Genomic DNA, 24698 nt, shown 5'->3' with positions numbered 1-24698 from the left:
AGCATTTCCCGCCAAAGTGGATGCCAGTTTGGCGTAAGGAAATGCGACAAACAAAAACTTGGAGTGTTTGCCCGGCCCATTTAGGCCGCCCGCAAACGCCCGACGAAATCGAAGACTTCCGACTGCAGGTCTTCCGAACGGCGTTCCAGATCGCTCGACAAGCCAAGCAATTGCTGAGCCGCCTGGCCGGTCGCCTGAGCCGCTTCGCCGACACCGGAAATATGGCCGGTGACGTCGCGCGTGCCCGAAGCCGCGCGGTTGGTATTGCTGGCGATTTCCTGGGTCGCGGCGCTTTGCTGCTCGACCGAGGACGAAATGGCGGCGGTCAGTTCGCCGATCGTGTCGATGGTGCGGACGATGGCGCCGATACTGCCGACCGTGGCCGAAGTCGCGCTCTGGATCTCCGCGATCTTCTTGCGGATGTCTTCGGTGGCGCGGCCGGTTTGCGATGCCAGTTGCTTGACTTCCGAGGCAACGACGGCAAAGCCCTTGCCGGCCTCGCCGGCGCGGGCGGATTCGATGGTGGCGTTGAGCGCCAGCAGATTGGTCTGTGCGGCGATGGCCTGGATCAGGTTGATGACCTCGCCGATCTGGCCGGCGGCATTGGTCAGGGTGTGAATGGCGACTTCGGTCTTGGCGGCTTCTTCGACGGCGAGGCGGGTAACCTCGGACGTGCGCGCGACCTGGCTAGTGATCTCATTGACGCTGGCCGACAATTCTTCCGTGGCGGCGGCGACGTTCTGCACATTGTTGGCGGCGTCGTTGGCGGCGTCGCTGACCGAGTGGGCGCGTTGCGTGGCTTCGTCGGCATTGTGCGACAGACCCTTGGCGGCGTCGGCAACCGTGCGCGACGACGTCGCGAAACGCTTGGCCAGGTCGCCCATATGCTCTTCGAACTCGGTGGCGATACGATTGCGTTCCTCGCGCATATTGCCAGCGATGCGCAGATCCTCTTCCTTCTGGTGGGCCTTCAAGGTCTCGCCTTCCAAAGCCCTGTCTCGCAAAGTGCGGATCGAGCGCCACAGCGACGACACTTCGTCGCGGCCGTTGGCTTCGGGAATTTGCGTATCGTAGGCGCCTTCGGAAATGCGCATGACGCTGCTGCTGACGTGTTGCAGCGGACGGGAAATCGACCTGACCGCCACCCACAGCGACGCCAGGACGAGGATCAGAATGCCGGTGCCGGCCATCAGCAGGAACTGGATCGACCGCGTGTGCTTATAGGCCTCCATGGCGGTCTGGGACGCCGTCAAATTGGTGCGGATATGGGCGACCATGGCGTCGATACTGGCCTGGAAGGCCTTGCGGTTGCTGCGGTTGGCGTCATTATTGCCCTGGGCGTTGGCGGCTTCGGGCGAAACTTCGCGGCCCAGGCGCGCCAATTCGCGGCGGAAGGTGATAAATTCCTGCGCCTTGGCGTCGACCGCGTCGAATTCCGGCAATTGACCGGGCTTCAGGGTCGCTTTCCAATCGGTCAGCAGCGTCCCGATGTCGCCCAGATCCTTGTCGACATTGTCGGCATATTTCGATGCTTCGGTCGTATCCTTCGACATATAGACGCCGCGCGACTCCATGACGGCCGCGGTGACCAGGCGGTTGAGGTGCTCACCGTTATAGGCATTGTCATAGGCCTGGGCCGAACTGCGCAACATGCCGTTATAGTCGCCGATCGTCACCAAACCCAGGGCGGTAATGGCCGTCGCCATGATAGCGAAACAGGCCACGAGGGCGAGAATACGGAACTTGATCGTCATGGTACACCTTTACTGGCCGGACAAGTTGCTGATTATCCGCCGGATTATTGATCCTTTAATTCTAGGCGAACAGAGTTAACGCAAGGTGATCAGAGGTTGCGTATAACAACGTGCTTTGAGCCCGAAACGCCGGGCTGCAAACCCGAAATCTTTCTTATGCCTCCCGGCTTTGCACGGGGCGGAGCGTCGCGAACGGATAGCGTTCGCAGCGGCGGTGGGGTGTGCGGCTTGGAGATTTTGGTTAGGCGTGCCCTTCTCAGGGCTTGTCACACTTCGCCTTTGCCTTTACACAATTATCCTACAAATATAGGGCCAGCCAATGGTCCATTGTTGAGAAGAGTTGAGGGAGAGTTTGATGAGGGGACCTATCGCCTGGGCCATGGCCGCCATCCTGGCCGTGCCGCTGACCGCGTGCGGCGGTTCTGACGGCACAGCACCGGCCCTGACCTCGCCGCCGGTCGCTACCGTCCTGTCGGGCACCTCGGGCGCTGTCTACACCGCAAGCGTTGATGCGACGGACAGCCGTCCCATTACCTTTGCCCTGACCGGCGAAGACGCCGCCGCTTTCACCATCGACCCCGCCAGCGGCGTGGTGACGTTCAACCAAACGCCGGATTATCAGGCGCCGAAAGACGCCGACCACGACAACGAATACCTGATCACGGTAAAGGCCGATAACGGCGACACCGTCGCCGCCAAGACCGTATCGGTCAATGTCGCGCCCCTGACCGGCAACCGGCCCTATACCTGGACCAACGCGTCCTGGGGCGGTGGCGGCTATGTCTCGGGCATGCTCTATCACCCCAAGGTCAAGAACCTGCTCTATGCCCGCACCGATGTCGGCGGCGTCTATCGCTGGGACCCGGCGCATCTCGGCTGGATACCGCTCAATGACGATCTCGGCCGCGACGACTGGCAATTGACCGGCGTCCTGTCCATGGCCGTCGATCCGAACAATGCCAACAAGCTTTATCTCGCCACGGGCCAATACCTGCCGTCATGGGGCCGCCTCGGCGCCATCCTGCGCTCCAACGACCAGGGCAAGACCTGGTCGCGCACCGAACTGCCGATCCATATTGGCGGTAACTGGGATGGCCGCGGTGAGGGCGAACGCCTCCAGGTCGATCCGAACAAGGGCTCGATCCTGTTCCTCGGCACCAATCAGGACGGCCTCTATAAATCCGTCGATTCCGGCGTCACCTGGGCCAAGGTCTCAGGTTTCGCGCCCACCGCAACCACCTTTGTCCTGTTCGGAAAAGGCGCCACCGGGCAAGCGACCCAGACGATTTATGCCGGCACGCAGTCCAACAGCACGACCAGCCTGCTGCGCTCGACCGACGGCGGCGCCACCTGGGCCGCCGTGCCGGGCCAACCGGCCGCCTTTATCCCGCAACAGGCCGTGCTCGACGATGCCGGCAACCTCTATGTCACCTTCGGCAACGGCATCGGTCCGAACGGTATCACCGACGGCGCGGTTTATAAACTCAACACCGCCACCGGCGTATGGAGCAATATTACGCCCCTGGCGCCCAATGCCAACGTCGGTTTCGGCTATTCCGGCGTATCGGTCGCCGCTTCGACGCCCGGCGAGGTCATCGTCTCGACCATCGACCGCTGGAACACCGGCGACACCATCTACCGCTCGATGGATGGTGGCAGCACCTGGACGTCGCTGAAGGAAATCAGCCACCTCGACGAGGCCGGCTTCTCATGGATCGTCGCCTATAACGGCGGCAGCCTCAGCAATCGTCTCGGCCACTGGATCACCGATGTCGAGATCGACCCGTTCAACAGCGATAACGCCATCTATAATACCGGCTACGGCCTGTGGATGACCTCCTACCTGACCAAGGCGGCGCCGACCTGGTTCTTCAATGACAAGGGCTTCGAGGAAACGGTCATCACCGATGTCGACTCGCCGATGTCGGGCGCGCACATGCTGATGACGCAAGGCGATGTCGGCGGCGGCCGCTATAGCGGTTTCGTCCCGCGTTCTGACAATTCATTCGTCTCGCCGCCGGCGCAAACGGACTATGCCATCCAATCGGCGACCCTCTCGCCCGATATGGTTGTCCGCACCACTTCGGCGACGGGCAAAGGCTTCTGGTCGGGCGACAACGGCCGCACGTGGACCAAGATGGCGGCTTCGCCCGTGACCGGCGACCACGACGTCGGCCGCATCGTCATCTCGGCCTCGGCCACCTCCATCCTGTGGGCGCCGAAGAACCAGGCGCCGGCCACCTCGTCGGACCACGGCGCCACCTGGACGACCGCAACCGGCTGGCCGGTCGTGCAGTCGGATCAATTCCTGATCCCGGTCCCCGACAGCGCAGCCGATGGCTATTATTATGTCTACGACTATCCGGACGCCCGCCTCTATGAGAGCAGCGACGGCGGCAAGACCTTCGCGGCGGTCATCACCAGCGGCCTGCCGCAATGGCAGGGCTCCGACGTCATTTCCGTGCCGGGTACGCTGCGCCGCGATCTGTGGATCGCCACCAATGTCGGCCTCTACCATATCGACGGCCCGATCGCGTCTCCCGTCAAGCTGCCGGGTATCGACGTCGCCTGGCGCGTCACCTGTGGCGCCCCGGCGCCCGGCCGGACCTATTGGTCGATCTTCGTCTGGGGCACGAAAGGCGGCGTCAGCGGCCTCTATCGTTCCGACGACAAGGGCCAGACCTGGCTGCGCATCAATGACAACCTCCACCAATTTGGCGGCTTTAACGATATTTCGGGCGACCCCCGGATTTACGGCCGCATATACCTCGGCACAGGCGGGCGCGGACTTATCGTCGGCAACCGCTGACGCGTTCCAGAGGTCTGCAAAGCCCCGTCTCTTTGCGCGCCCTTGCTCGTGTACCTGAGTACACGTCGCGTCGGGTGCTCAAGAGCCAGACCTTTTCGACTCACTGGAACGCGCCAGCCCCGTCTGGAGTATAAACAGCGGCACCACCTTAAACTTCATCTAAAATGGTGACTTATTACCTTTTTTAGTCCACTGCATTAACGTCGAAAAACTCAATAAAATCAACTAATACAGAGCCCAAAAAGCGCCATTGACTACTGCATAGCGCCGCCCCAATTGGCCTTTAAACCCCACCCAGTTGCTTGCGCATTTCGGCTTCCTTGGCCATGATTTCGCCCGTCGGATCCAAAGACGCGAAATCCTCCATCGTATAGAACGGGCGGATCTCGATATCGCTGTCCCCGATCATCGGATTCGGCGCCTTCTTGACCCACGCAATGGCCTCATCCAGGTCCTTGACCTCCCAGATCCAGAACCCGGCCAGTTGCTCTGTTACGGGGCCGAACGGGCCTTTGACGACGTCGCGTTTGTCGCCGGAAAAATGCACCCGGACGCCCTCGCTGGTCGGCTTGACGCCGTCGCCATTGAGCATGATGCCCGCCGCCACCAGTTCCTCGTTATACTTGCCCATGGCGACCAGCAGTTCGGGTTCCGGCAAGATGCCTTTTTCGGAATCGCTGGTTGCCTTGACGATGACCATGACCTTCATTGTAATCTCTCCATCCTTGCCGCCTGACACCATGTCATTCCCGCGGCTCTGTCAATAAGACGAACCACCACCAGCCGATCCGACATCGCGACGAAAAAAACTTTTGTCCTCTTGCCAAGGCGGCCAAAGCTTCGCACAAAAGGCCGAACCTGAGGAGCCTTGCCATGAAAACCCGTGCCGCCGTCGCCTTTGCCGCCAAGCAACCGCTGGAAATCGTCGAAGTCGATCTCGAAGGCCCGCGTGCCGGCGAGGTCCTTGTCGAAATCAAGGCGACCGGCATCTGCCATACCGACGCCTACACCCTGGACGGCCTCGACTCCGAAGGCCTGTTCCCGTCGATCCTCGGCCACGAAGGCGCCGGCGTCGTGCTCGAAGTCGGGGCAGGGGTGACCTCGCTCAAACCCGGCGATCACGTCATCCCGCTCTACACCCCCGAATGCCGCCAATGTAAGTCGTGCCTGTCGCGCAAGACCAATCTGTGCACCGCCATCCGCGCCACCCAGGGGAAGGGGCTCATGCCCGACGGCACCACCCGCTTTTCCTATAAGGGCCAGCCCATCCACCACTATATGGGCTGCTCGACCTTCGCCAATCACACCGTCCTGCCGGAAATCGCCCTCGCCAAGATCCGCGACGACGCGCCGTTCGACAAGGCCTGTTATATCGGCTGCGGCGTCACCACCGGCGTCGGCGCGGTCGTCAACACGGCCGGAGTCGAGCCCGGCGCCAATGCCGTCGTCTTCGGTCTCGGCGGTATCGGCCTCAATGTCATCCAGGGCCTGAAGATGGTCGGCGCCGACAAGATCATCGGTGTCGATCTCAACGATGCCAAGGCGGAGTGGGGCCGGCGCTTCGGCATGACCCATTTCGTCAACCCGAAGAACGTCGCCGATGTCGTCGCCCATCTCGTCGAACTGACCGGCGGCGGCGCCGACTACACCTTCGACTGCACCGGCAATACGACAGTCATGCGCCAGGCCCTCGAAGCCTGCCACCGCGGCTGGGGCGAAAGCATCGTCATCGGCGTCGCCGAGGCCGGCAAGGAAATCTCGACCCGGCCGTTCCAACTGGTCACCGGCCGGGTATGGCGCGGTTCGGCCTTCGGCGGCGCCCGCGGCCGCACCGACGTGCCGAAAATCGTCGACTGGTATATGGACGGCAAGATAGAGATCGATCCGATGATCACCCACACCTTCCCGCTGGAACGCATCAACGAAGCCTTCGACCTGATGCATGCCGGCGAAAGTATCCGCAGCGTAGTAGTGTTCTGATGACAGCGTCCGCGCGGATGCTGATCGGCCTTGACTATGGGCAACGACAGCGCAACACATAGGGCGAAGGCTGCCGACAGTCGGGAATGTGGAGGGGATACATGGTCACGCGTTGGGTTGCAGCCACCTTGGCGGCCTGTACGGTTTTGCTGGGCGGTCACGCCCTGGCGGCGGCGTCTCTACCAAGCCTGGACGGCGTCGAGCTCGCTGACCCGATATTCGATATCGTCTTTGCGCCCGCCGACACGCATTACGATGTCATGCCGGACCGCATTCGCGAGCTATGCAAGGATTTCGACGATCCCTACAATTGGGTGTTTGCCCACGTCCAAAAAAACGGCGCCGACTACTATGTCGTCATGAGTTGGGGACCGGATGGAGACAGCGATCCTTTGGGCAACGGCGTCAAGATCGCCGGCAATACTTGTGAGGTGTCAGCTTTTGGCAATATGCTGACAGGCTTCGTCCCTCAACAGGGTTACAGCACCGCCGACAACACCGCCGCCCCGCAGCTTCCCGGTGTCGATGCCCCATGGATCAGAAATGCCGGCGACACCCAGGGCAATTATCACTACGAATTTCGTAGCCAGGCCGAGGAAGAGGTACTGCGCGACCTGATACGCGACGGCGCGGCCCAGGGTGAACGTATTTGGGGCGCCGCCAGGCTTCGCGCCATGGTTTGTCCGTATGACGGTGCCGCAACCGTGCCCTTCGCACCCCTTTATGTTGAAGAACGCCACGCCTATTGTGACAAGGCGGCCGCCACCAACTAGGCGGAATCTCCTTACTGAAATTTACCAAACCGCCACGCAGAATCGCGCGACATACTCACACGCGGTCCGTTACCGTAACGCCTGCTATTTTCACGAATATCAGGATCTGAGGAACATGTATTCAGTGGATTTTATCTCGCAACACCGTGTCTTCGACGGCATTTTGTACTTCATCAAACACGACAGCCTGGCGACCGGCACCCCTATGTCGGCCACGGTTTTCGTGCCGGACGTCGCCGAGCAGCGCAGCGATGCGCCGTTCCCGACCCTGTACTGGCTGTCGGGCCTGACGTGCAGCGCCAACAACTTCACGGAAAAAGCCGGTGCCTACCGTAAGGCCTCGGAACTGGGCCTGATCGTGGTGGCGCCTGACACCAGCCCGCGCGGCACTGGTGTCGCCGACGCCGATGCCGGCGATTTGGGCCATGGCGCCGGCTTCTATGTCGACGCCACGCAGTCGCCGTGGAAGCTGCATTTCCAAATGGAATCCTATATTACCAAGGACCTGATCGAGGCGATCGAGGGCAATTTCCCGGCCGACAAGGGCCGCCGCGGCATTGCCGGCCATTCCATGGGCGGCCACGGCGCCTTGACCATCGCCATGAACCATCCGCACCTCTACCGCTCGGTTTCGGCCTTCGCCCCGATCGCATCGGCCATGCATGCGCCTTGGGGCGACAAGGCGCTGACGGCCTATTTAGGGGCCGACCATACCGCCTGGGAAAAATACGATGCCGCCCTCCTGCTGGCCGGGGGACACGCAAAACCGTTCGACGACATCCTGATCGATCAGGGCCTGGCCGATCCGTTCCTCGAAAAGCAACTGATGCCGGATCTGCTTGAAAAGGCCGCCGCAACAGCGGGTCAAAAGATCACCCTGCGCTATCACGACGGCTACGATCACAGCTACTATTTCATCCAGAGCTTTATCGACGATCACATGGCCTTCCACGCCGGGCGCCTGAAGTAGGTCCTAGATTCGCCAAACTTTTGTGCCACAAAATCGGCACAAGGAGCTCCGACATGAAACGCTCAGCCTGTCTTATTGCCGCCGTCATGGTGTTGGCCGCACCCTTCGCCGTCCAGGCCCAGACCGCCGTACCCGATTGTTCGGCCGTCACAGCGCCGGCCCTGCCCGACGCGTGGAGCGCATTCGCGCAAGCTTCGCCGCTAACCGCCGCCGCCAAGGCCGCCGACCAGCCTGAAATCAAAATCGCCCAGGCCTATGCCCTGACCCTGGTTCCCGCTGCGCAGGCGGAATATGCCGTGGCGCCGAAAATGGTCGCCCCCGGCAGCTTCGGCGGCCTTCTGATGCTGACGGTGGACAAGGCCGGCGACTACAGCGTTGCCATCAGCGACAAGATCTGGGTCGACGTCATCCGCGACGGCCAGGCCTTACGCCCGGCCGCCCACCAGGACAGCGCACCGTGCGGCGCCATTCACAAGACGGTCGATTTCCAGCTCGTTCCCGGCCACTACACTATTCAGCTGTCGAACGCCCCTGCGGCCTCAGCCACCGTCGAAGTCATCGCCAAATAATCAGCTGACAAACCCCACCCGCGCATGACTGCCGTCGCAAAACGGCTTGTTGCCCGAATGACCGCACCGGCACAGCATCAAGGCCTGGGCTTTGCGGATGGTCCGGCCCGTACCGCTCAGCACTTCGAGATTGCCCGAAACCCGTAGCGGCCCGTTCTTCTGCGGCCGGATATCGACATCGCCATCGCGCACCTCTAGCGCCGTCACGTCCCCTGTCGCCGGCTCGCCTGTCGCCGCGAAAGGATCGTCACCCAGCTTGTGCGAACCGTCACAGAAGGGCTTGTTCTGCGACCGGCCACAGCGGCACAAGGTCGCGCGCGTTCCGATATCCTCGCCATCGATCTTGAGCGCGCCGTGAAAGGCGTTCGGTCCGTTTTCACGCACGCGGATCAGGTTCACAAGCGGCGGCGTCTCCTGAGGCCGTCCGTCCTTGCGCCGGTACTGGATAGCGCCTGACGGGCAGTTCAATGCCGCCGCCACCAGGTTGTCGGCGTTGTCGGCGTCGTCCGGAGCGATCCATGGCCCGACGACATTGGCCTTGAACACGCCCGGTTGCTGCAGCACGCAGTAGCGAGCATGGATGCAGCGCTTGGCTTCGAATTCGATAATGACATCGGTGCCTTCGGCGACCTCGATGTCCGGCGTCGGGCCGTGATTTTCAGCGGCGCCCGACGGCGGGTTCGGCATGACCGCGGCCGGCGGCGAATCCGGCGTCGCTTGCGGATCACCGCTTTTCTCTGCCGGAGATGGACTGTCTCCGGCAACGGGCGCCTTCGGTGGCACGTGGACGTCGCGCAGCTTCTGCGCCAGGGCCGCCAGGCTCCTTTGCGTCGATGTCGAAAGCTCGCCCAGCAGGCAGCGTGTTGCGCCGGCAGCCAACTCCTCCAACCGCTCGGCGACGAAGGCCAGGGCCGGCTTGCCTTCGGGCAGGGGCGTGACATCACGCAGGGTGGCAAAGCTCATGCCGGCGTTCAGGTCGGGCACGGTCGTCGATGCCGGTAATTTGGTAAGGTAGGTCGCGACCGGCGACAGGGCGAACATACCGTCGATGGCGACATCGATGAAGACGCGTTTGATGCGGGTGTCGCCCTCGGAAAAACCCTGGGCCAGGCAACGCAGCATGACATTATAGATGGCGTTGGCCAGATCCATCACCGCGGCGGCCTCAGGAGCATCTACCCATAGGTGACCGCGGTCGGGGCCCTTGCGCATGACGGGATTGTCGGCAACCGGCCGTGCCGGCGCGACACCGGCGGCTTCGAAAGCGGAAAAACCCTCGCACATGTCGAGGAAGCGTCTGTAGTGGCATCGGGCAGAATCGTCACTGGCGCCTTCGCCCTGCTCGACAATGGTGTCGCAAGCCGCCAACGCCGTCTTCAAACACTTCACCGTACTCAGCCCCGGCAGGTTGACCAGGTCGGCCCCGACCTGCAACGACATGTCACCGATAAACAATTTATCCTCGCCCAGGCGCTCGCTGAGTTCGGCCAAAGCGTCACGGATGCCGCGATAGAGGTGCCCGACCGTGGCATAGTCTCTCGCATTGGGCATCAAGGTGTCGTCGCGCATATTACGGTCGTATACCGGCGCCTCGAAGCCTTCGCCGTCCTGGCGTATCACGTTTTCCGGCCGTTCCAGGAAGATGAAATGGTCGAGCGTGGCGCGGTTGAACGGATGCAGTTCGACAACGATCCCCGAAGGATGATAGCCGGCGGCGATCGGGAAGTTCGGGCGGCCGAAATGCGGGCTGCCGCCGATGGCGATGGTGATATTGGCGACCAGGGCCAGATGGGCCATTTCCTCAACGGCGATGGCGATGATCTGCCGCCGCCAGCCGGCGACCACCTTCGCTTGGTCGGCCGTCAGGCCGTCGCTTTCATCCTTAAGGCTAAAGGCCGCGAAGAGATAGGTGCACATCAGATTGTGCTCGATCTCGGCGGCTTCGGCGAGCAGGAAGATCAATTCTTCGCGGCTCTGGACGTGGATAGCTTTTTCGATCGTCGGCATGGGAGCACCTCTGACCGAAGTTTGACGCGATTGCCATAACGGTGCAACCCGGTCTTTCGCCCGGGTAACCGCTTGAAGGTAAATCTTCAGTGTTGAGGCAAGTGTCGCGACGTTAACCTGTCATATTGAGCGCCCGACTGTTCGCCTCCATGGTCAATCCGTGGTTTTCCGCCTCGCGTCATCGTCCGCCATGGCCTCGCTTTGCGACACATGCAGGCTCAGGCAATGCTCGAAGGCGACGCCGATGGCTTCGGACATTTCAATCAGGTCGTCTTCGGCGGCCAAACCACGAAGATGTTCCAGAAGGGTCAGGATGGTGGTTTCGGACTGGAGGCGACGCTGCACCCGCAGCTCCCAGCTATTGTTGACGCTAGCCATTATGTTTCCCCGTTATAGATATGAATTGTTGTCGGCGCCGCCGATAAGGACGGCCGACAGGACGACCTCGTTGAGACCGTCAAGTCCCAGCCATTGTTCGACTTCGACATCGTAAAACGCGCTGTAGACCAGGCTCGGCAAGGCCATGGCCGTCGCCGCCAGGATCAGGTTTTGCCCGATATGACCGGCTTCGAGACAGGCCAGCCGATAGCCGCGCGGTCCGTATTTTTGCGTGACGCGATCCAGCACCCCGGCGATGACGATCGTGCACGGCGGCGCGGTCTCGCAGGCGTCGGTTTCCGTGGCCTGGAACCGCCCGGTGGCGCAGCCGAAGTCGATGAGGGCGTGGCGCACTGGATCATACCGGTAAGGCCGGTGGCTCAGGCCCGCCACTGCCCCGGGGATCACGAAAATCTCGCAGGGATACAGCGCCCCTGGCGACGGATAGGGGCGAAAATTGTATAAGACATGCGGCGCCTGAGCCGCCGGCTTTTGGCGATGGCTGCGGATGGCCAGGGCGAGCAGGGTCCCCAGGTCGCCCAGCCCCAACTCACCCGCCAGGTGCGCGCGCTTCGCCGATTCACGCGCCGCGCACACGTCCGAAAAACTGTTGTCCGGGAGACTGGCGGCCGGCAGGGCGATGATTTTTTCACCGGCCACGATTTTCCATCCTTGGGCCGCGGCCTGGATGGTGACCGGGTCGCTGAGATAGCGCTGGATAATGCGCGACCGGCGGCCGATGGCGCCGCGGTAATAGCGCGTCTGCTCGTGCCACAGTTCCATCAGCTCCGCATCGTCATTGTCGAGGTCAAGATTGGGCATGGCCATCTACGGGAAGGGATGGGGGTGGGGATTGAGCGCGGACCCGGCGATCCCCCACATCGTCCGCCATTGGTCCAGGCGGCGTTCGTCGGGGACCTGCACGCTGGCCGGACCGAAGACGAGGGGCTGCAGACCCGGCACGACCACGCGCACGACGGTGAAGTTCAGGTCGGAGACATCGCTGGTGGACAGATCGGCGGCCGCCGCCTGAAAGCCGTCAGCGGTCAGGCGGCGGGCAATGTCCCGGGCGGTCATGTCGGGCTGGTCGCCGGCGCAGAGGTCGCCGAATGCCGCCGCTTCGCTGCCGCCGCACATGGCCTCCAGTAAATGCAGGCGCTCGGCATGCATATAGTAGCGCAGCTGATCGAACGGCGTCTTCAGCCCCTCAAGCGTCAGGGGCTCCGTCAGGACCGGGAAGGCGTTGACGGCGCTCCAACCTTGCAGGACTTCGGCCGTGGCCTTTTCGACCGCGCGCCGCAGGGACGGCGAGGCCGCGGCGCCGATCGAGCACAGGGATACGCCGTCGCTGACAAAGGCCATGACGACATGGACGCCGAACGACTTGGCGACATGAAGAAGGCGGATGGACAGGTTGTTGTCGGTCAGCGCCGCGGCGACGGCCGCCGGAAAGCCGGCGATATCCGCCGCCGTGAAGGTCATCACCGGCGGCTGCCGGCTGAGCAGCCAGTTGGCGGCGAAGGCGTCGCGTTCGATAACTTCGCACAGCCCGCGCTTGCACCCGTCATCGAATGAGGTGGCGCAGGCGAGGCCCGTTGAATCGCTCTGGGCAATCACTTCGCCGGGATACTGGCTGCGGTAACCGAGATAGCACAACATGGCCGGAACCAGGCTGGCCTCGCCCGTCGCCAGGTCTACGCCCTCCATCCAGGCGCGCGCGCTGTCCGGGTCGAAGGCGCAGGTCTCGGGGCGGGCCACGCGAATGAGCGGCGCCATGGCGACAGCGCGGGTGCCCAGCGCCCGGGCCGTCGCAACGATGAAATGGTCGGGCCAATAGATAGAGGCCGAATAACGCTCGACGCTTTCGCCGATCGCCGCCCAATAGGCGGTTTCGCGGTCGAAGGCCGCCCCATAACCGTCCTCGACGGTCTTTACCGGAGAGGGGGCATTGCCGCGAAAATAGGCGGGTGGCGCGACCGTGGTGCGCACGATACGAATGCCGGCGGCCTGGCGCAGAGGCTTGTCCTCATGGACGGACGTCACCAAACCGTGGGTTGGATCGAGCAAGCGGTCAATCACGGCCATGAGATTGTCGGACAGCGGACGGTTCTGCTGGGCGTGATACATCATGGGCGCACGCCCTGGCCGGTGCCGCACACCGTGCACCGGGGCAGGCGCAGGACGCGGCTGCCCGACATTTTCATGGTCAGCCAGTCGAAGCGCCAGGCGACGCCGATATCGGTGTCGACATGGGCATCCAGCGCCCAGCGAATGATCTCCCCGGTGGCGAAGGTGGCGGCCAGGTCGCTTAACAGCAAGCTGGCGGTCAGTTCCGGCATATCCATCGCCTCGACCGGATCGGCCCGGCGCCGGCCGGCCTGTTCGCGGTGGAGCAGGCATTCCAGGCAGCCGGTCGCGCACGGCAGGGTCATCGGCCCCCAGCGCACGGTGGAGCGCTCCAGCCATACCGGCAGAAAGGGGGTTTCGGTATTGCGGGCTTCGAGATTGAGCTGGCGTAGCGACGACAGGTGCGGTGTATCGAAGGCGGCGACGATACAGGCGGCGGCGCCCTGGCTGCGGTCATTGCCGACGCTGGCCAGCTTGGCGAGCAGCGAACGCGCCAGCGCGCCGTCGCCACGGACGTCGATGGGCGGGAGAGGCACGTCCCGGGCATTGGCAAAGTGGCGCAGCCATTCGCGCGCCGGATCGACGTTTGCGGTATCGCCGGCCGGTTCGACGACCATCACCTTGCGTACCTGCAGAAAGTTCAGCAGTTGCGCGGCGGCTTCGCGCTCTTCGGGTATGAGATAAGGCGCCATGATGTCGGCGGCCGTGGCGCCGGTGCGGCATTTTTCGGAGACGGCGGCGGCTATGCCGCTCGGGTCCCGCAGGGAGAAGGCGCCGCCAGGCGTAAGATAACGGATGCTGTCCTTGCCGGCGACGATATCGACCGCCGGATCAACGCGAAATGTATCGTCTGCCATAGTCCCCTCCGACGCAGAACAAACGGGCCGCGACCGGAAGGACGCGGCCCGAGCCGTTTAGAGCGTGCAGCAACAGCAGCCGTTGCCGATCGGCAGATCCAGAAGGGTGTCGCCTTGGTCGTCGTCGTACAGCTCGAAGAATGAGGAAGTCATGGTCAACTCCTTACGATGCCGGACCCCAGCGGCCGGCCATTAACCATGACATGAGACTTTGAACTTTACAAGAGGAAGTGCTTCGTATGAGGAAGTTATTGTTTTGTATAAATAAAAACTGATTTATGAATGGTCAAAGTTGTATAAATTGATCTCTATTCGGCCTTTTTTTTCGGGGCAGCCTTCGGAACCTGACCGATAAGCCGCTTCATATTTTTCAAATACCCGACCAGAGCCATGTGGCCGGTATCGGTGAGGGTCACCAGGGTCTTGATGCGTCCGTTCATGACCACCTTGTCGATCTTGACATAGGTCGCCTCTTCCAGACGCCGGAGCTGCTGCGACAGGTTACCGTCCGTCATCTCAACGGCATCGCGCAAGGTAACGAAGTCTACTTCGGCGACCGTCGACAGATAGACGAGTACCGTCAGCCGTCCACGCGTGTGAATCGTTTCCTCGATGGCGTCGGCGGAAAACAGGCTCATGCGGGTATCGACTTCTCCTCCCACCACAGCCGCAGGCCTGGCAAGAACATGAACAAAAACGCGGAAATGCCAAAAGACAGACTCAGCATGGGGTTGGAGTCTTTCAATGCGAAGGTCAGGATCGCTTCGATTATCCAGCCGATCGCGACGATAAGCAACCATTGCCCGCGCCGGGTTGTCGCCATGGCGGCAAAATTGAGCATATAGATCAGCGACAGGAAGACATTCATAACGATGGCATTATCCCATCCCGTCATGACGCAGCCAATAAAGAACACGCAGATCGATATGCCGGACGCCATCCACAGCGCCGCGATGGGTTGGGTGCGCCATGAGACTATGACGCGGGTCTTTTTGGAATAATGCATGATCAGGAAGGTGCCGCTATAACCCAGGAGAACCTGGAATATTCCGATCGGCATGGGGCCGGGCACCCAGCCGCTGAAAGCCGCGGCCTGGTAAATATTGGTTGCCGCCAGGAGAAAACCCCACAAGGCGCAGATCGACCCTCCCGCCCGTGGCAGGGCTTCCCCGCGCACGGCCAGCCGGGTCAGCTGGTCGAGATCTTCCTGCATGAACTGCACGTCGTCCATGGTCAGCGGGGGAAGAAGGTCGTCTAGTCCTGGGCCTTCCGACATGATTACATCCTATGTGATGAAACAGCTTAGCAAAAAAAACACTCAAGAGGTGTATATGTATAGATGACACTTGATCACAGACTGCGGCCGTTGTCATCCGTTGTTTAGCATGACTTTGCTGTGCAATGAACCTTGGTGAAAGGTGAGGGGGCTCATTATTAACAGTTCCTATCGGGAAAATTATAGAATAGGTTGAATCACTTGGCCACGAACCGGCGCCGGAGGGGTTTATGACGGGTATCGACAATTTGCCTCATGATGTTGATCTGTATGTCGGCGGCCGCGTCAAGATGCGGCGCAAGTTTCTCGGCATGAGCCAGGAGGCGTTGGCCATGATCATCGGCCTTACCTTCCAGCAGGTGCAGAAATACGAACGCGGCGCCAACCGCATCAGCGCGTCGAAACTGTTCGAGCTGTCCCAGGCTCTCAAGGTCCCCGTAACCTATTTCTTCGAAGGCTTCGGCGATCGCGACAATAACGCGCTCCGCGCTGAATCCCCTGCGGAGCGCGCCATCCATAGTTTCCTGACCACCAGTGAGGGCATCGCATTGGCGGAAGCGTTTCCCCGTATCCGCAGCGCCAAACAACGTCGGTGCATTCTGGAACTGGTGCGTGCCCTGGCGGAAGACGATGACGCCTGACAAAAACTGGGCCTGACAAAAACGCCCGATGTGCTTGACTTCGGGCCGTCAATCCGACATAAGCGCCCACTTCACGCCCTGGCTAATGCCTCGGCGCATAACGGGTTGATCCTGAACCGCCGTTGCAATCGCTTTTCACATACGGGTGGGAAGCCGGCCAGGGTTGAATTAGAGGTCTAAATGTCCAAGCGCCATAGCGCCAAGTACAAACTCGACCGCGTCATGGGTGAAAACCTGTGGGGCCGTCCCAAGTCCCCCGTCAACAAGCGTTCCTACGGTCCCGGCCAGCACGGCCAGCGCCGCAAGAACAAGATCTCCGACTTCGGTACGCAACTGCGCGCCAAGCAGAAGTTGAAGGGTTACTACGGTAACATCACCGAAAAGCAATTCCTGCGCACTTACGAAGAAGCCGATCGCCGCAAGGGTAACACCTCGGAAAACCTGATCGCGCTCCTCGAAACGCGCCTGGACGCCCTGGTCTATCGCGCCAAGTTCGTGCCGACCGTCTGGGCTGCCCGCCAATTCGTCAACCACGGCCACGTCCTGGTCAACGGCAAGCGCGTCAACATCGCGTCCTATCGTGTCAAGCCGGAAGACGTCGTCGAAGTCCGTGAGCGTTCGCGCAACATGGCGCTGGTCCTCGAAGCCCTGCAATCGCCCGAGCGCGACGTGCCGGATTACCTGGAACTCGACGCCAAGGCGATGCGCGTCCGTCTGGTCCGCCTGCCGGAATCGTCGGAAGTGCCTTACCCGGTCAAGATGGAACCGAACCTGGTCATCGAATACTACTCCTCCTAAGCTTCTGACGGGCATTTTTGCCGCGTCATACCGCTTAAGACCCAGTGCTATAAGAAACCCCGGAAGGCAACTTCCGGGGTTTTGCTTTGTTGATGTTTCATCCCACCTTTTTCTCAGGCTCATCCTTGGGGCCAGTACCCGCGTCATCGTCGTCGCGCGGGGCCGCCATCGCCTTTAACACGTCCGCCTTCGATGCGCCGCCGTCGATAGCGGCTATGACGCCTCTCACCCATTTCGACAGTTCCGGATAGTGGGGATTGCTGGCCAGGGGGAACAGCACGTCCTTGGCTTCGCTCAGCCGCCCCTTGCGGACGAGAAGCTGCGCCGCCTGGAAGGCGAAGGATTCGACCGAGGGCGCCAGTTCATGGGCCGCGATGGCGGCGTTGATGGCATTGTCCGTCGGCTCTGGTGCCTGGTCCTGCAGTGCCAGCGAGTAGTAATAGAGATCCCCCGGATTGAGCGGATCGAGCTTGTAGCTTTTGCCCAAGGCCGTGCGCGCCTGCTTCATTTGACTTTCCGCGGTTTCGCCGTCGGCAATATGCTTGTGCACCGTCATCAGGAACCAGGTTTGCCCCAGCCTATAGGCGGCTTCGGCGTCGTCGGGATGCGTCGCCGTATAGGCCTTGAGATAGCCGAGGGCCTGTGACTCGTCACCGATGATGATCTCGGCCCGCGCCAGCGTCATCGCCGCATAGTCGTCGCCGGGGAATTTCGCAGCTTCAGTACGGATATTGGTCAACAGGGCGGGCATGTCGGCCGTCGCTGGGCACAGCCGGTCGGCGGCGTCCCACAACAACAGCTTATTGGCGGAGACCGGCATGTCCGTGACCGTAATGTCCGGCGCCGGCATGTCATGGATGCGGTACTGCGTCGCCATGATCTTGTCGAGATAGCGGTCCAGGGTTTTGCGCAGGTCCTTGACCGGAATGCCGAAGGCCTTCTCGAAGGCGGCCACGGGATCGTCGCCCCTGGCATAGGCTTCGAGGTAGGCGTCGAACTGCTTTTGCCGCTCGGGGTCCGACAGGATATAGTGGGTCAACAGCCACGACTGCGCGTAAAAGGCCTCGATACGGGGGTCGTTACGACCTTTCGGCGATCGCCACGTATCACGCAACAACTCATCATAGCTGATGGTCGCGCCAGGCTGCATCAAGGTGTAGACTCGCCACGAGAAGGCCATGCCGATAACCGCCGTGTCGCCTTCTATCTTTGTCGTCGAATAGAATTCCGCAAAGCCTTCGACGTACCACGGCGGAAACTGACCTTCACTGTTCTGGAACATGAAGTTGTGGGCGTATTCGTGGAACAGGATGGCCTGGCTGGCGTTTTCTTCTTGTCCCCGCGCATCCTTGGACTTGCGGATGAGATCGTCCTGATAGATGGCGAGCGCCGCCTGGCCTTCCGTGCAGTTCTTGAAATAGCCGGCGATATCGGGGTTCGCTTTGGGCCAGGTCTGCTCCAAATCCTTATGATTGGCGACGAAGTAAACCGTCAGCTTGGGCAGGGCCGCGTCGTCTTCCTCGGTAAAGCCATGGAAGCGCGAGAGGATATATCGATATTGCTCCAGCTTGAGCAGGTGGTCGCGTGTCACCTTGGCGCCGTTGTCGCTGTAGACGACGAAGTGCGGCGACTCGGCCTGGATCCATTTATTGGCCGGATCGGCGGCGGCCCATGACGGCAGGCCCAACACGGCCATCGCCAACATCCATGATTTAAGTGACTTCATCCCCGATCCCCCTGCCGGCCCCTCAAGGTATTAAATTAAGGGCAATCCCGTGTGTTGGAAAGCGGTTTCTTCGGGCTATTCGGCCGGCACGTCGGCTAAAAGCTTGACCACATCCGCCGTCGGTTTGCCGTCGCGGATGGCCAGGATCGCCGTCTGGATGCGGCCCGCCTGGACGCGGTTGTGGGGATCGCTGAGGAAGGGCGTCAAAACTGCCTCGGCCTTGTTCCTTTCACCGACGGCGAGGTCGGCATAGGCGGCATATTTGGCGTAATCGAGCACGCCGGGCGCCAGGAGGTGGGCGTTATTGGCGGCATTGACGGCGTTGCGGTTCTTGAGATCGGCCGGATTGCCGGCGGCGCGGCTAAGATAATAGAGGTTGGGCGCGTTGAATTTGTCGATGCGATAGGCTTCCAGATAGAGATTGTAGGCCCGGTTGTTGAGGTCCTGGGCGACATCATCGGGTTCGTCGGCGGCCAGGCGGTTGTAGACCCGGCCCAACAGGTAGCGGGCGTCGAAATTGCCGTTGTCGGCAGCTACCAGGGCTTTCAAAGGCGCTTCGGCCGCGGCCGGATCACCGAACAGGAGTTGCGCCCGTGCCAGGGCCAATTGATAAACCGGACTGGTGCCGGCGCCTGGCGCCGCGGCTTGCAATCTGGCCAGGACATCCTGCCCCTGTTGCATAGGCAGGCAGGTATTCAGCAGCGAGGCGTCAAGGAGGATCTTGCCCTCGGCGGCGGGAATATCGCTGACGGCGATCGCGGTCTCCGGATAGTCGGCCACGGGAACTTTGAGATAGTACATTCGGGTTTGATAGCGCAGCAGGATGTGGTGCAAATCCTGAATCCGGATACCCGTCGCCGCCGGCCAGGCGGTAATCGGGTCTTCGCCCGCGCCGATACGGACAAAATAGGCGTTCAGTGCCGCGGCGCGCTTGTCGTCGCTCATCATATAGTGGGTCAGCAGCCAGGACTGCGCGTAAAAGCTCTGGATAACCCAGGGATTGTTCGACTTGTCACCGGCGAAGCCGAAGTCGGGCTTCAGGATGCGGGTGAAGTCGATCCAGCGGTCCTTGGCCAGGACATAGTTGCGACCCTTGGCCAATTCGCCGACGCTGATGACGCCCTTTTCGGGATCGGCCGTACTGAGATATTCGGCGAAACCCTCGGCGTACCACATGGGGTAGGCGATCTTGGCCGTCTTGAACATGACGTAGTGGCTGTATTCATGAAACAGAACCAGCAGGCTCGGATCCTGGTCGCTCTTGCTGTATTGGATAGCGGAATAGGCGCTGGTGCCTTCGGCGCAATTGAAATAAACACCGCCGACGCCCTTGGCGAACGTCGGACGGACGATCTGCATTTGGTCGCCGCTATTCAGCAGATAAATCTGGAACTTGACCTGCGGGCCCGTACCGGCGCTGCCGACCAGCATATTGGTCAGGGTGCGGAAGGCCTCAAGTTTACGGGCATAGGTCCGCGTCTTTTGCTCGAGCCCGTTGCTGTAAATGACGAAATGGGCGGTTTCAGCCTTGATCCACGAGTCGGCGCGAGCCTGACCCGTTACGAACATGGCGAAAAACGCCACCAGCCCCATGATCAAATTACGCATCAATACGCCTTACGCCACTCTTTTATAAAGAAAGCATAAGGGAGCTAACGAGAATTTAAAAGTAAAGTTTACCGTGAGGCGGGATGGCGCCTTAAGCGGCGATAACGCCCTTTTCCGACAGGGCAGTTTTCAGTTCGCCCGACTGGAACATTTCACGCACGATGTCGGCGCCGCCGATAAATTCGCCCTTGAGGTAGAGCTGCGGAATGGTCGGCCAGTCGCTATAGGTCTTGATGCCGTCGCGCAGATCGTTGTCCTGCAAAACATCGACGCCGATATATTCGACACCGAGGTGGTCGAGGACCTGGACGACGAGGCTGGAAAAGCCGCAACGCGGCTGCTCGGGCGTACCCTTCATGAACAGGACGACATCGTGCCCCTTGACGGTGCTGTCGATAAAGGTCTGGACGTCGGTTTCGCCGCTCATGGCACGCTCCTTAAGAAATCACTGTCACCCATATAGGCGAGGGAAGTCCGGGAATCCAGTGGACTTTAAGCCGATTTTGGCGCGCGTCCGTTAAAGCGCGCCATTTCGATCTGCGCCGGCACTGACGAAGGCAGGTGACGCTCTGGTACAGCCGCCAGGGATTCGAGGTGGTCCGGGGTGTCGGCATCGATGAAGATACACGACAGGCCCGGTTGCGATAAGGCATAACCCAAGCACAGCTCTTCCGGCGTCCAATCGTGCGTCTGATGCAGGAAGGCATGGGTACCTGCGCCGCCCAGCGGATTGGCCGCCTTGCCGCCGAACCAACTGCGGCGCGCGGCCTTGGGGACCACATCCGATGCCTTGCGATAGGCTTCCGGCATGACGTCTGTGCCGAAGACATTCAATTCCTTGGAAACGGCATTGTCGATCTGGCGGCGTTTATCCCAGCTTGAGTCGATATCGTAGCTGGTCTTGATGACGTCGAAATTGCCGCTGGCGACCAAATCTGCCATTTGCTCGGCCTCGCAGGTTGTGCCGACATAGCGCAGCATCTTGGAGCGTTTCAGGCTATCGAGGAAGTTCAGGCTGTCGTCGGGTATGAACTCGGCGGCGGGCTGATCGAACAGCAACAGGTCGATCCAATGAAAGCCGGAGTCTTTGATGGCGCTGCGCAGGCGGTCCTTGAGCACCGGCATGGCGCAGACCGAGGCGTCGGGGGCTTGAGTCGGTTCGTGGGCGTTGATGCTGATAAACAGGAGCTTGCGTTCGACGACGCCGAAGATTTCCGACGCACTCTGCAGGAAGCCGGGCTCGGCGCTGTCGAAATGATAGGTGTTAATGCCGTTTTCCAGCGCCGTGAAAATCAGCTTTTGCAGCAAGCTGCGATTCTTGTGCAGTTTTTCCCAGCGCAGGTTGAGGCCGATATTGGACAAGGCGAGGCCGGAGCGGCCGAAGGGACGATAGCGCATGGTATTATGAGCCCTCCCTGCCGTTACCCATTCCTTGCCGTATTGCCGTCATGCCCGAAACGCCCCGATGGGTTCAAATCGTTAAACTATAAATGCCACATATGTTTCAGCGGTAGCATACAGAAGTTAATGAGTCCGTTAACGCTGTTTTAAAAGTAGTACGCGTTTCAGATAAAAATGCGAAAAATACACGCAGAGCAAACCTTTTCCCATTCATCGCCGGTTCAAGGCGGACATGCTAAACGTTTGTAACGATTTGGTCCTGGCGCCGGTATGCGCTATGGTCGGCCGTTCAACCGGGAGATTGTTAGCCATGGCCATTAACCTTGTCAGGACGACAGCCGTCATCATGGCGGTGCCGCTCGCCGCCTTGACGCTGTTGACCAGCGCTTGTGCTCAGACCTGCACGGCGGACGACGTCTCGCTCGACCGGGCGATCGTCGCAACCCTGGGCGCCGTGCGCGGCAATGACGCGGCCGCCTTACTGGGCCAAATGAGCCCCGATGGCGTCGCCTTCGGGACAGACGGTCCCCTGGTATCCTATAAAACCCTGTCCGCCAATTTTGCCGGTCGCACGGGCCGCTATTGCGATCTGTTCAACTGCGGTGGCCAGGAAGGCGACATGCACCGTCTGTTCGAAATGGGCCAGATCGACAAGTCTCTGGACGCCAAGCACGGCCTGGCCGGGGTGACGATCAATGCCAATACCAATGACGAACTGGACCTCAGCTATAAATGGAGCGACCAGTGCCGCTGGGAACTGACCGGAATCGGTTATCCGTGAGGAACACTCAGGCCTTACCCGCCATATAGGTTGGCAGCCAGTGCTCGTGCGCCTGGCGCAGGCGCTCGATACTGAGCGACACCCCGGCATAGGTTAAATCGCTGCCCGTCGCCACGCCGATCACCGACACCGGCACCTCGGCTTCGGCAGCCTGGCTGAGCACGATATGCACTACGGCTTCGTCGACGAAGACCAAATAGCGCGCCTGGTCTTCGGCAAAGGCGAATACATGATCAGCCAGGTCGGTGGTGTTCTTCAACTCCAGACCGATCTGCGAGCTCAGCACGACGTCGACCGCGGCCGACAGCAGGCCGCCATCCGACAGATCGTGAACGCCACGCGCCACGCCGGTCTTGATCAGGCGTCGCACCAGAGTACCGTTATTCTTTTCGTTGGCCAGATCGACTGTCGGCGGGGCGCCGATTTCGAGGCCGAAGACTTCGCGCAAATAGAGCGACGAGCCCATTTCACCGACCGTTTCGCCGACCAACAGGGCAACCTGGCCTTGCCGAACCCTGTTGAAGCCGACGCGCTTGTCGTAATCCTTCAGCAGGCCGACGGCGCCGACCGTCGGGGTCGGCGGGATCGAGACGCCATTGGTTTCGTTATACAGGCTGACATTACCTGACACGACGGGGAAATCCAGGGCCCGGCAGGCCTCGGCCATACCGTCGATGGCGCGCACGAACTGGCCCATGGTCTCGGGCTTTTCCGGGCTGCCGAAATTGAGATTGTCGGTAATGGCGATCGGTTCGGCACCGACGGCGGTCAGGTTGCGCCAGGCTTCGGCGACGGCCTGCTTGCCGCCCTCATAGGGATTGGCCTTGACATAACGCGGGGTGCAATCCGACGTGACGGCGAGGGCCTTCCGGGTGCCGTGGACGCGGACCATGCCTGCGTCGTGGCCGGTCGACGAGTCGGCCAGCGTATCGGCCATGACGTGGCGGTCATATTGTTCCCACAGCCAGCGCTTCGACGCCTGGTCGGGACACGAGATGATCTTGAGCAGGGCGTCGCTGACGGCGGCGACGGGTACGTCGGCTGCGGTCAGGGCCGGTTCCTGGGCCGGTTCGACCCAGGGACGGTCGTAAAGCGGTGCGTCGTCGGACAAAGGCGCCAACGGCAGGTCGCACACAGTTTCGCCCTTGTGCGTCAGGACGATGCGCCCGCTGTCATTGGTCCAGCCGATGACGGCGGCGTCCAGGCCCCATTTCTTGAAGATGCGATAGCCGTCTTCCTCGCGGCCGGGCTTCAGGATGGCCAGCATGCGCTCCTGCGATTCCGACAGCATCATTTCATAGGCCGACATGCCGGTTTCGCGCTGCGGCACCATGTCGAGGTCGAGCGTGATACCCAAACCGCCCTTGCCGGCCATTTCGACCGAGCTGGACGTCAGACCGGCCGCACCCATGTCCTGGATGGCGGCGACGGCGCCGGACGCCATCAGCTCCAGCGTCGCCTCGATCAGCAGCTTTTCGGCAAAGGGGTCGCCAACCTGGACGGTCGGGCGCTTTTCTTCCGAATCTTCGGAAAATTCAACGCTGGCCATGGTGGCGCCGTGGATGCCGTCGCGACCGGTCTTGGAACCGAAATAGACGACCGGCAGGCCTGGCTCGGGCGCGGCGGAATAGAAGATCTTGTCGGCATCGGCCAGACCGACGCACATGGCGTTGACCAGGATGTTGCCGTTATAGCCGGCGTGGAAATTGGTCTCTCCGGCGACCGTCGGCACGCCGACGCAATTGCCGTAACCGCCGATGCCCGAGACGACGCCCTCGACCAGGCGGCGGGTCTTGGGGTGGTCCGGCTCTCCAAATCGAAGGGCGTTGAGCAGGGCGATCGGACGCGCGCCCATGGTGAAGACGTCGCGCATGATGCCGCCGACGCCTGTCGCCGCGCCCTGATAGGGCTCGATGAAGGACGGGTGGTTATGCGATTCCATCTTGAAGATACAGGCTTGGCCGTCGTCGATATCGATAACGCCGGCGTTTTCACCCGGGCCGCAGATGACGCGCGGACCGGTGACCGGGAATTTGCGCAGGTGCAAACGCGAAGACTTGTACGAGCAGTGCTCCGACCACATGACGCTGAAAACGCCCAGCTCGACATCGTTGGGCTCGCGCCCTAACCGGTCGAGAATGACGGCGTATTCGTCGGCCTTGAGGCCATATTCGGCGGCCTTGTCGGCCATGGATTTTTGCGGGGCGGCGGTCATGGTGCTCATGTGCGCGCATATAGGGGAT

Annotated in this window: 22 protein-coding genes; 8 read left to right on the top strand and 14 right to left on the bottom strand. The window is 61.2% G+C overall.

The window, feature by feature from the left end:
- Positions 1-80 precede the first annotated feature (80 nt).
- Positions 81-1754 (bottom strand): methyl-accepting chemotaxis protein, encoded by a 1674-nt coding sequence (locus AC1DX3_RS19515; protein ID WP_476991007.1) that lies wholly within the window; start codon positions 1752-1754, stop codon positions 81-83.
- Between the two features lie 355 nt (positions 1755-2109).
- On the opposite strand from AC1DX3_RS19515, the gene AC1DX3_RS19510 reads away from it, so the two are divergent.
- A complete protein-coding gene (locus tag AC1DX3_RS19510; protein WP_476991006.1) occupies positions 2110-4563 on the top strand; it encodes an exo-alpha-sialidase in 2454 nt (817 codons plus the stop codon).
- A gap of 283 nt (positions 4564-4846) precedes the next feature.
- On the opposite strand, the gene AC1DX3_RS19505 is transcribed toward AC1DX3_RS19510, so the two are convergent.
- Positions 4847-5272 carry a YciI family protein gene (locus AC1DX3_RS19505; RefSeq protein ID WP_476991005.1) on the bottom strand — a complete coding sequence of 142 codons (426 nt, stop codon included), beginning with the start codon at positions 5270-5272 and terminating at the stop codon, positions 4847-4849.
- Between the two features lie 164 nt (positions 5273-5436).
- Between AC1DX3_RS19505 and AC1DX3_RS19500 the strand changes: the two genes are divergently transcribed.
- From AC1DX3_RS19500 to AC1DX3_RS19485, 4 genes are all read left to right on the top strand, one after another.
- Complete coding sequence (locus AC1DX3_RS19500) at positions 5437-6543, top strand: S-(hydroxymethyl)glutathione dehydrogenase/class III alcohol dehydrogenase (protein ID WP_476991004.1); 1107 nt, start codon at positions 5437-5439, stop codon at positions 6541-6543.
- A 101-nt stretch (positions 6544-6644) separates the two neighbouring features.
- Positions 6645-7316 (top strand): hypothetical protein, encoded by a 672-nt coding sequence (locus tag AC1DX3_RS19495; RefSeq protein ID WP_476991003.1) that lies wholly within the window; start codon positions 6645-6647, stop codon positions 7314-7316.
- Positions 7317-7431: 115 nt separating this feature from the next.
- The gene (gene fghA / locus AC1DX3_RS19490) at positions 7432-8286 is read left to right on the top strand and encodes an S-formylglutathione hydrolase (RefSeq protein ID WP_476991002.1); all 855 of its coding nucleotides are present in this window, start codon (positions 7432-7434) and stop codon (positions 8284-8286) included.
- A 53-nt stretch (positions 8287-8339) separates the two neighbouring features.
- Positions 8340-8855, top strand: a complete 516-nt coding sequence (locus AC1DX3_RS19485; protein WP_476991001.1) for a homogentisate 1,2-dioxygenase — start codon at positions 8340-8342, stop codon at positions 8853-8855.
- On the opposite strand, the gene AC1DX3_RS19480 is transcribed toward AC1DX3_RS19485, so the two are convergent.
- From AC1DX3_RS19480 to AC1DX3_RS19450, 7 genes are all read right to left on the bottom strand, one after another.
- On the bottom strand, positions 8856-10862 hold the full coding sequence (locus AC1DX3_RS19480) for a ferritin-like domain-containing protein (protein ID WP_476991000.1): 2007 nt from the start codon (positions 10860-10862) through the stop codon (positions 8856-8858).
- Positions 10863-11015: 153 nt separating this feature from the next.
- Complete coding sequence (locus AC1DX3_RS19475; RefSeq protein ID WP_476990999.1) at positions 11016-11240, bottom strand: hypothetical protein; 225 nt, start codon at positions 11238-11240, stop codon at positions 11016-11018.
- Between the two features lie 12 nt (positions 11241-11252).
- Positions 11253-12062, bottom strand: coding sequence for a SagB family peptide dehydrogenase (locus tag AC1DX3_RS19470; RefSeq protein WP_476990998.1), 810 nt, complete (start codon positions 12060-12062; stop codon positions 11253-11255).
- Positions 12063-12068: 6 nt separating this feature from the next.
- The gene (locus AC1DX3_RS19465) at positions 12069-13370 is read right to left on the bottom strand and encodes a YcaO-like family protein (RefSeq protein WP_476990997.1); all 1302 of its coding nucleotides are present in this window, start codon (positions 13368-13370) and stop codon (positions 12069-12071) included.
- Positions 13367-14224, bottom strand: a complete 858-nt coding sequence (locus AC1DX3_RS19460; RefSeq protein WP_476990996.1) for a TOMM precursor leader peptide-binding protein — start codon at positions 14222-14224, stop codon at positions 13367-13369. Before AC1DX3_RS19460 ends, AC1DX3_RS19465 begins: the two co-directional genes overlap by 4 nt.
- Before the next feature lie 308 nt (positions 14225-14532).
- Positions 14533-14862: a transcriptional regulator gene (locus tag AC1DX3_RS19455; protein WP_476990995.1), complete on the bottom strand. Its 330-nt coding sequence runs from the start codon at positions 14860-14862 to the stop codon at positions 14533-14535.
- A complete protein-coding gene (locus AC1DX3_RS19450; protein WP_476990994.1) occupies positions 14859-15500 on the bottom strand; it encodes a hypothetical protein in 642 nt (213 codons plus the stop codon). Before AC1DX3_RS19450 ends, AC1DX3_RS19455 begins: the two co-directional genes overlap by 4 nt.
- A gap of 230 nt (positions 15501-15730) precedes the next feature.
- Here AC1DX3_RS19450 and AC1DX3_RS19445 point away from each other — a divergent pair, with 230 nt between their 5' ends.
- The gene (locus tag AC1DX3_RS19445) at positions 15731-16141 is read left to right on the top strand and encodes a helix-turn-helix domain-containing protein (RefSeq protein ID WP_476990993.1); all 411 of its coding nucleotides are present in this window, start codon (positions 15731-15733) and stop codon (positions 16139-16141) included.
- Positions 16142-16321: 180 nt separating this feature from the next.
- On the top strand, positions 16322-16939 hold the full coding sequence (gene rpsD / locus AC1DX3_RS19440; RefSeq protein ID WP_476990992.1) for a 30S ribosomal protein S4: 618 nt from the start codon (positions 16322-16324) through the stop codon (positions 16937-16939).
- Between the two features lie 97 nt (positions 16940-17036).
- Here rpsD and AC1DX3_RS19435 read toward each other — a convergent pair whose 3' ends face one another.
- The 4 genes from AC1DX3_RS19435 to AC1DX3_RS19420 form a co-directional block, all read right to left on the bottom strand.
- The gene (locus AC1DX3_RS19435) at positions 17037-18665 is read right to left on the bottom strand and encodes a DUF1570 domain-containing protein (protein ID WP_476990991.1); all 1629 of its coding nucleotides are present in this window, start codon (positions 18663-18665) and stop codon (positions 17037-17039) included.
- Positions 18666-18740: 75 nt separating this feature from the next.
- Entirely contained in the window at positions 18741-20273 is a 1533-nt protein-coding gene (locus tag AC1DX3_RS19430; RefSeq protein ID WP_476990990.1) for a hypothetical protein, read from the bottom strand.
- 91 nt (positions 20274-20364) lie between these two features.
- The gene (gene grxD / locus AC1DX3_RS19425) at positions 20365-20700 is read right to left on the bottom strand and encodes a Grx4 family monothiol glutaredoxin (protein ID WP_476990989.1); all 336 of its coding nucleotides are present in this window, start codon (positions 20698-20700) and stop codon (positions 20365-20367) included.
- Between the two features lie 65 nt (positions 20701-20765).
- Positions 20766-21671 carry an aldo/keto reductase gene (locus tag AC1DX3_RS19420; RefSeq protein WP_476990988.1) on the bottom strand — a complete coding sequence of 302 codons (906 nt, stop codon included), beginning with the start codon at positions 21669-21671 and terminating at the stop codon, positions 20766-20768.
- 313 nt (positions 21672-21984) lie between these two features.
- On the opposite strand from AC1DX3_RS19420, the gene AC1DX3_RS19415 reads away from it, so the two are divergent.
- Positions 21985-22455: a hypothetical protein gene (locus tag AC1DX3_RS19415; RefSeq protein ID WP_476990987.1), complete on the top strand. Its 471-nt coding sequence runs from the start codon at positions 21985-21987 to the stop codon at positions 22453-22455.
- A gap of 7 nt (positions 22456-22462) precedes the next feature.
- On the opposite strand, the gene purL is transcribed toward AC1DX3_RS19415, so the two are convergent.
- On the bottom strand, positions 22463-24679 hold the full coding sequence (purL, locus tag AC1DX3_RS19410; protein ID WP_476990986.1) for a phosphoribosylformylglycinamidine synthase subunit PurL: 2217 nt from the start codon (positions 24677-24679) through the stop codon (positions 22463-22465).
- Positions 24680-24698: the final 19 nt, after the last annotated feature.

The sequence above is a fragment of the Asticcacaulis sp. P2_B1 genome (assembly GCF_056404915.1).
Note: the sequence above shows the minus strand (reverse complement) of the source record. Positions and strands in the feature narration are given on the sequence as shown.

What these genes read in the sequence shown, in the direction of transcription:
- AC1DX3_RS19515 (WP_476991007.1), bottom strand. Translation starts at nt 1,754, where the DNA reads ATGACGATCAAGTTCCGTATTCTCGCCCTCGTGGCCTGTTTCGCTATC.
- AC1DX3_RS19510 (WP_476991006.1), top strand. Translation starts at nt 2,110, where the DNA reads ATGAGGGGACCTATCGCCTGGGCCATGGCCGCCATCCTGGCCGTGCCG.
- AC1DX3_RS19505 (WP_476991005.1), bottom strand. Translation starts at nt 5,272, where the DNA reads ATGAAGGTCATGGTCATCGTCAAGGCAACCAGCGATTCCGAAAAAGGC.
- AC1DX3_RS19500 (WP_476991004.1), top strand. Translation starts at nt 5,437, where the DNA reads ATGAAAACCCGTGCCGCCGTCGCCTTTGCCGCCAAGCAACCGCTGGAA.
- AC1DX3_RS19495 (WP_476991003.1), top strand. Translation starts at nt 6,645, where the DNA reads ATGGTCACGCGTTGGGTTGCAGCCACCTTGGCGGCCTGTACGGTTTTG.
- fghA (WP_476991002.1), top strand. Translation starts at nt 7,432, where the DNA reads ATGTATTCAGTGGATTTTATCTCGCAACACCGTGTCTTCGACGGCATT.
- AC1DX3_RS19485 (WP_476991001.1), top strand. Translation starts at nt 8,340, where the DNA reads ATGAAACGCTCAGCCTGTCTTATTGCCGCCGTCATGGTGTTGGCCGCA.
- AC1DX3_RS19480 (WP_476991000.1), bottom strand. Translation starts at nt 10,862, where the DNA reads ATGCCGACGATCGAAAAAGCTATCCACGTCCAGAGCCGCGAAGAATTG.
- AC1DX3_RS19475 (WP_476990999.1), bottom strand. Translation starts at nt 11,240, where the DNA reads ATGGCTAGCGTCAACAATAGCTGGGAGCTGCGGGTGCAGCGTCGCCTC.
- AC1DX3_RS19470 (WP_476990998.1), bottom strand. Translation starts at nt 12,062, where the DNA reads ATGCCCAATCTTGACCTCGACAATGACGATGCGGAGCTGATGGAACTG.
- AC1DX3_RS19465 (WP_476990997.1), bottom strand. Translation starts at nt 13,370, where the DNA reads ATGATGTATCACGCCCAGCAGAACCGTCCGCTGTCCGACAATCTCATG.
- AC1DX3_RS19460 (WP_476990996.1), bottom strand. Translation starts at nt 14,224, where the DNA reads ATGGCAGACGATACATTTCGCGTTGATCCGGCGGTCGATATCGTCGCC.
- AC1DX3_RS19455 (WP_476990995.1), bottom strand. Translation starts at nt 14,862, where the DNA reads ATGAGCCTGTTTTCCGCCGACGCCATCGAGGAAACGATTCACACGCGT.
- AC1DX3_RS19450 (WP_476990994.1), bottom strand. Translation starts at nt 15,500, where the DNA reads ATGTCGGAAGGCCCAGGACTAGACGACCTTCTTCCCCCGCTGACCATG.
- AC1DX3_RS19445 (WP_476990993.1), top strand. Translation starts at nt 15,731, where the DNA reads ATGACGGGTATCGACAATTTGCCTCATGATGTTGATCTGTATGTCGGC.
- rpsD (WP_476990992.1), top strand. Translation starts at nt 16,322, where the DNA reads ATGTCCAAGCGCCATAGCGCCAAGTACAAACTCGACCGCGTCATGGGT.
- AC1DX3_RS19435 (WP_476990991.1), bottom strand. Translation starts at nt 18,665, where the DNA reads ATGAAGTCACTTAAATCATGGATGTTGGCGATGGCCGTGTTGGGCCTG.
- AC1DX3_RS19430 (WP_476990990.1), bottom strand. Translation starts at nt 20,273, where the DNA reads ATGCGTAATTTGATCATGGGGCTGGTGGCGTTTTTCGCCATGTTCGTA.
- grxD (WP_476990989.1), bottom strand. Translation starts at nt 20,700, where the DNA reads ATGAGCGGCGAAACCGACGTCCAGACCTTTATCGACAGCACCGTCAAG.
- AC1DX3_RS19420 (WP_476990988.1), bottom strand. Translation starts at nt 21,671, where the DNA reads ATGCGCTATCGTCCCTTCGGCCGCTCCGGCCTCGCCTTGTCCAATATC.
- AC1DX3_RS19415 (WP_476990987.1), top strand. Translation starts at nt 21,985, where the DNA reads ATGGCCATTAACCTTGTCAGGACGACAGCCGTCATCATGGCGGTGCCG.
- purL (WP_476990986.1), bottom strand. Translation starts at nt 24,679, where the DNA reads ATGAGCACCATGACCGCCGCCCCGCAAAAATCCATGGCCGACAAGGCC.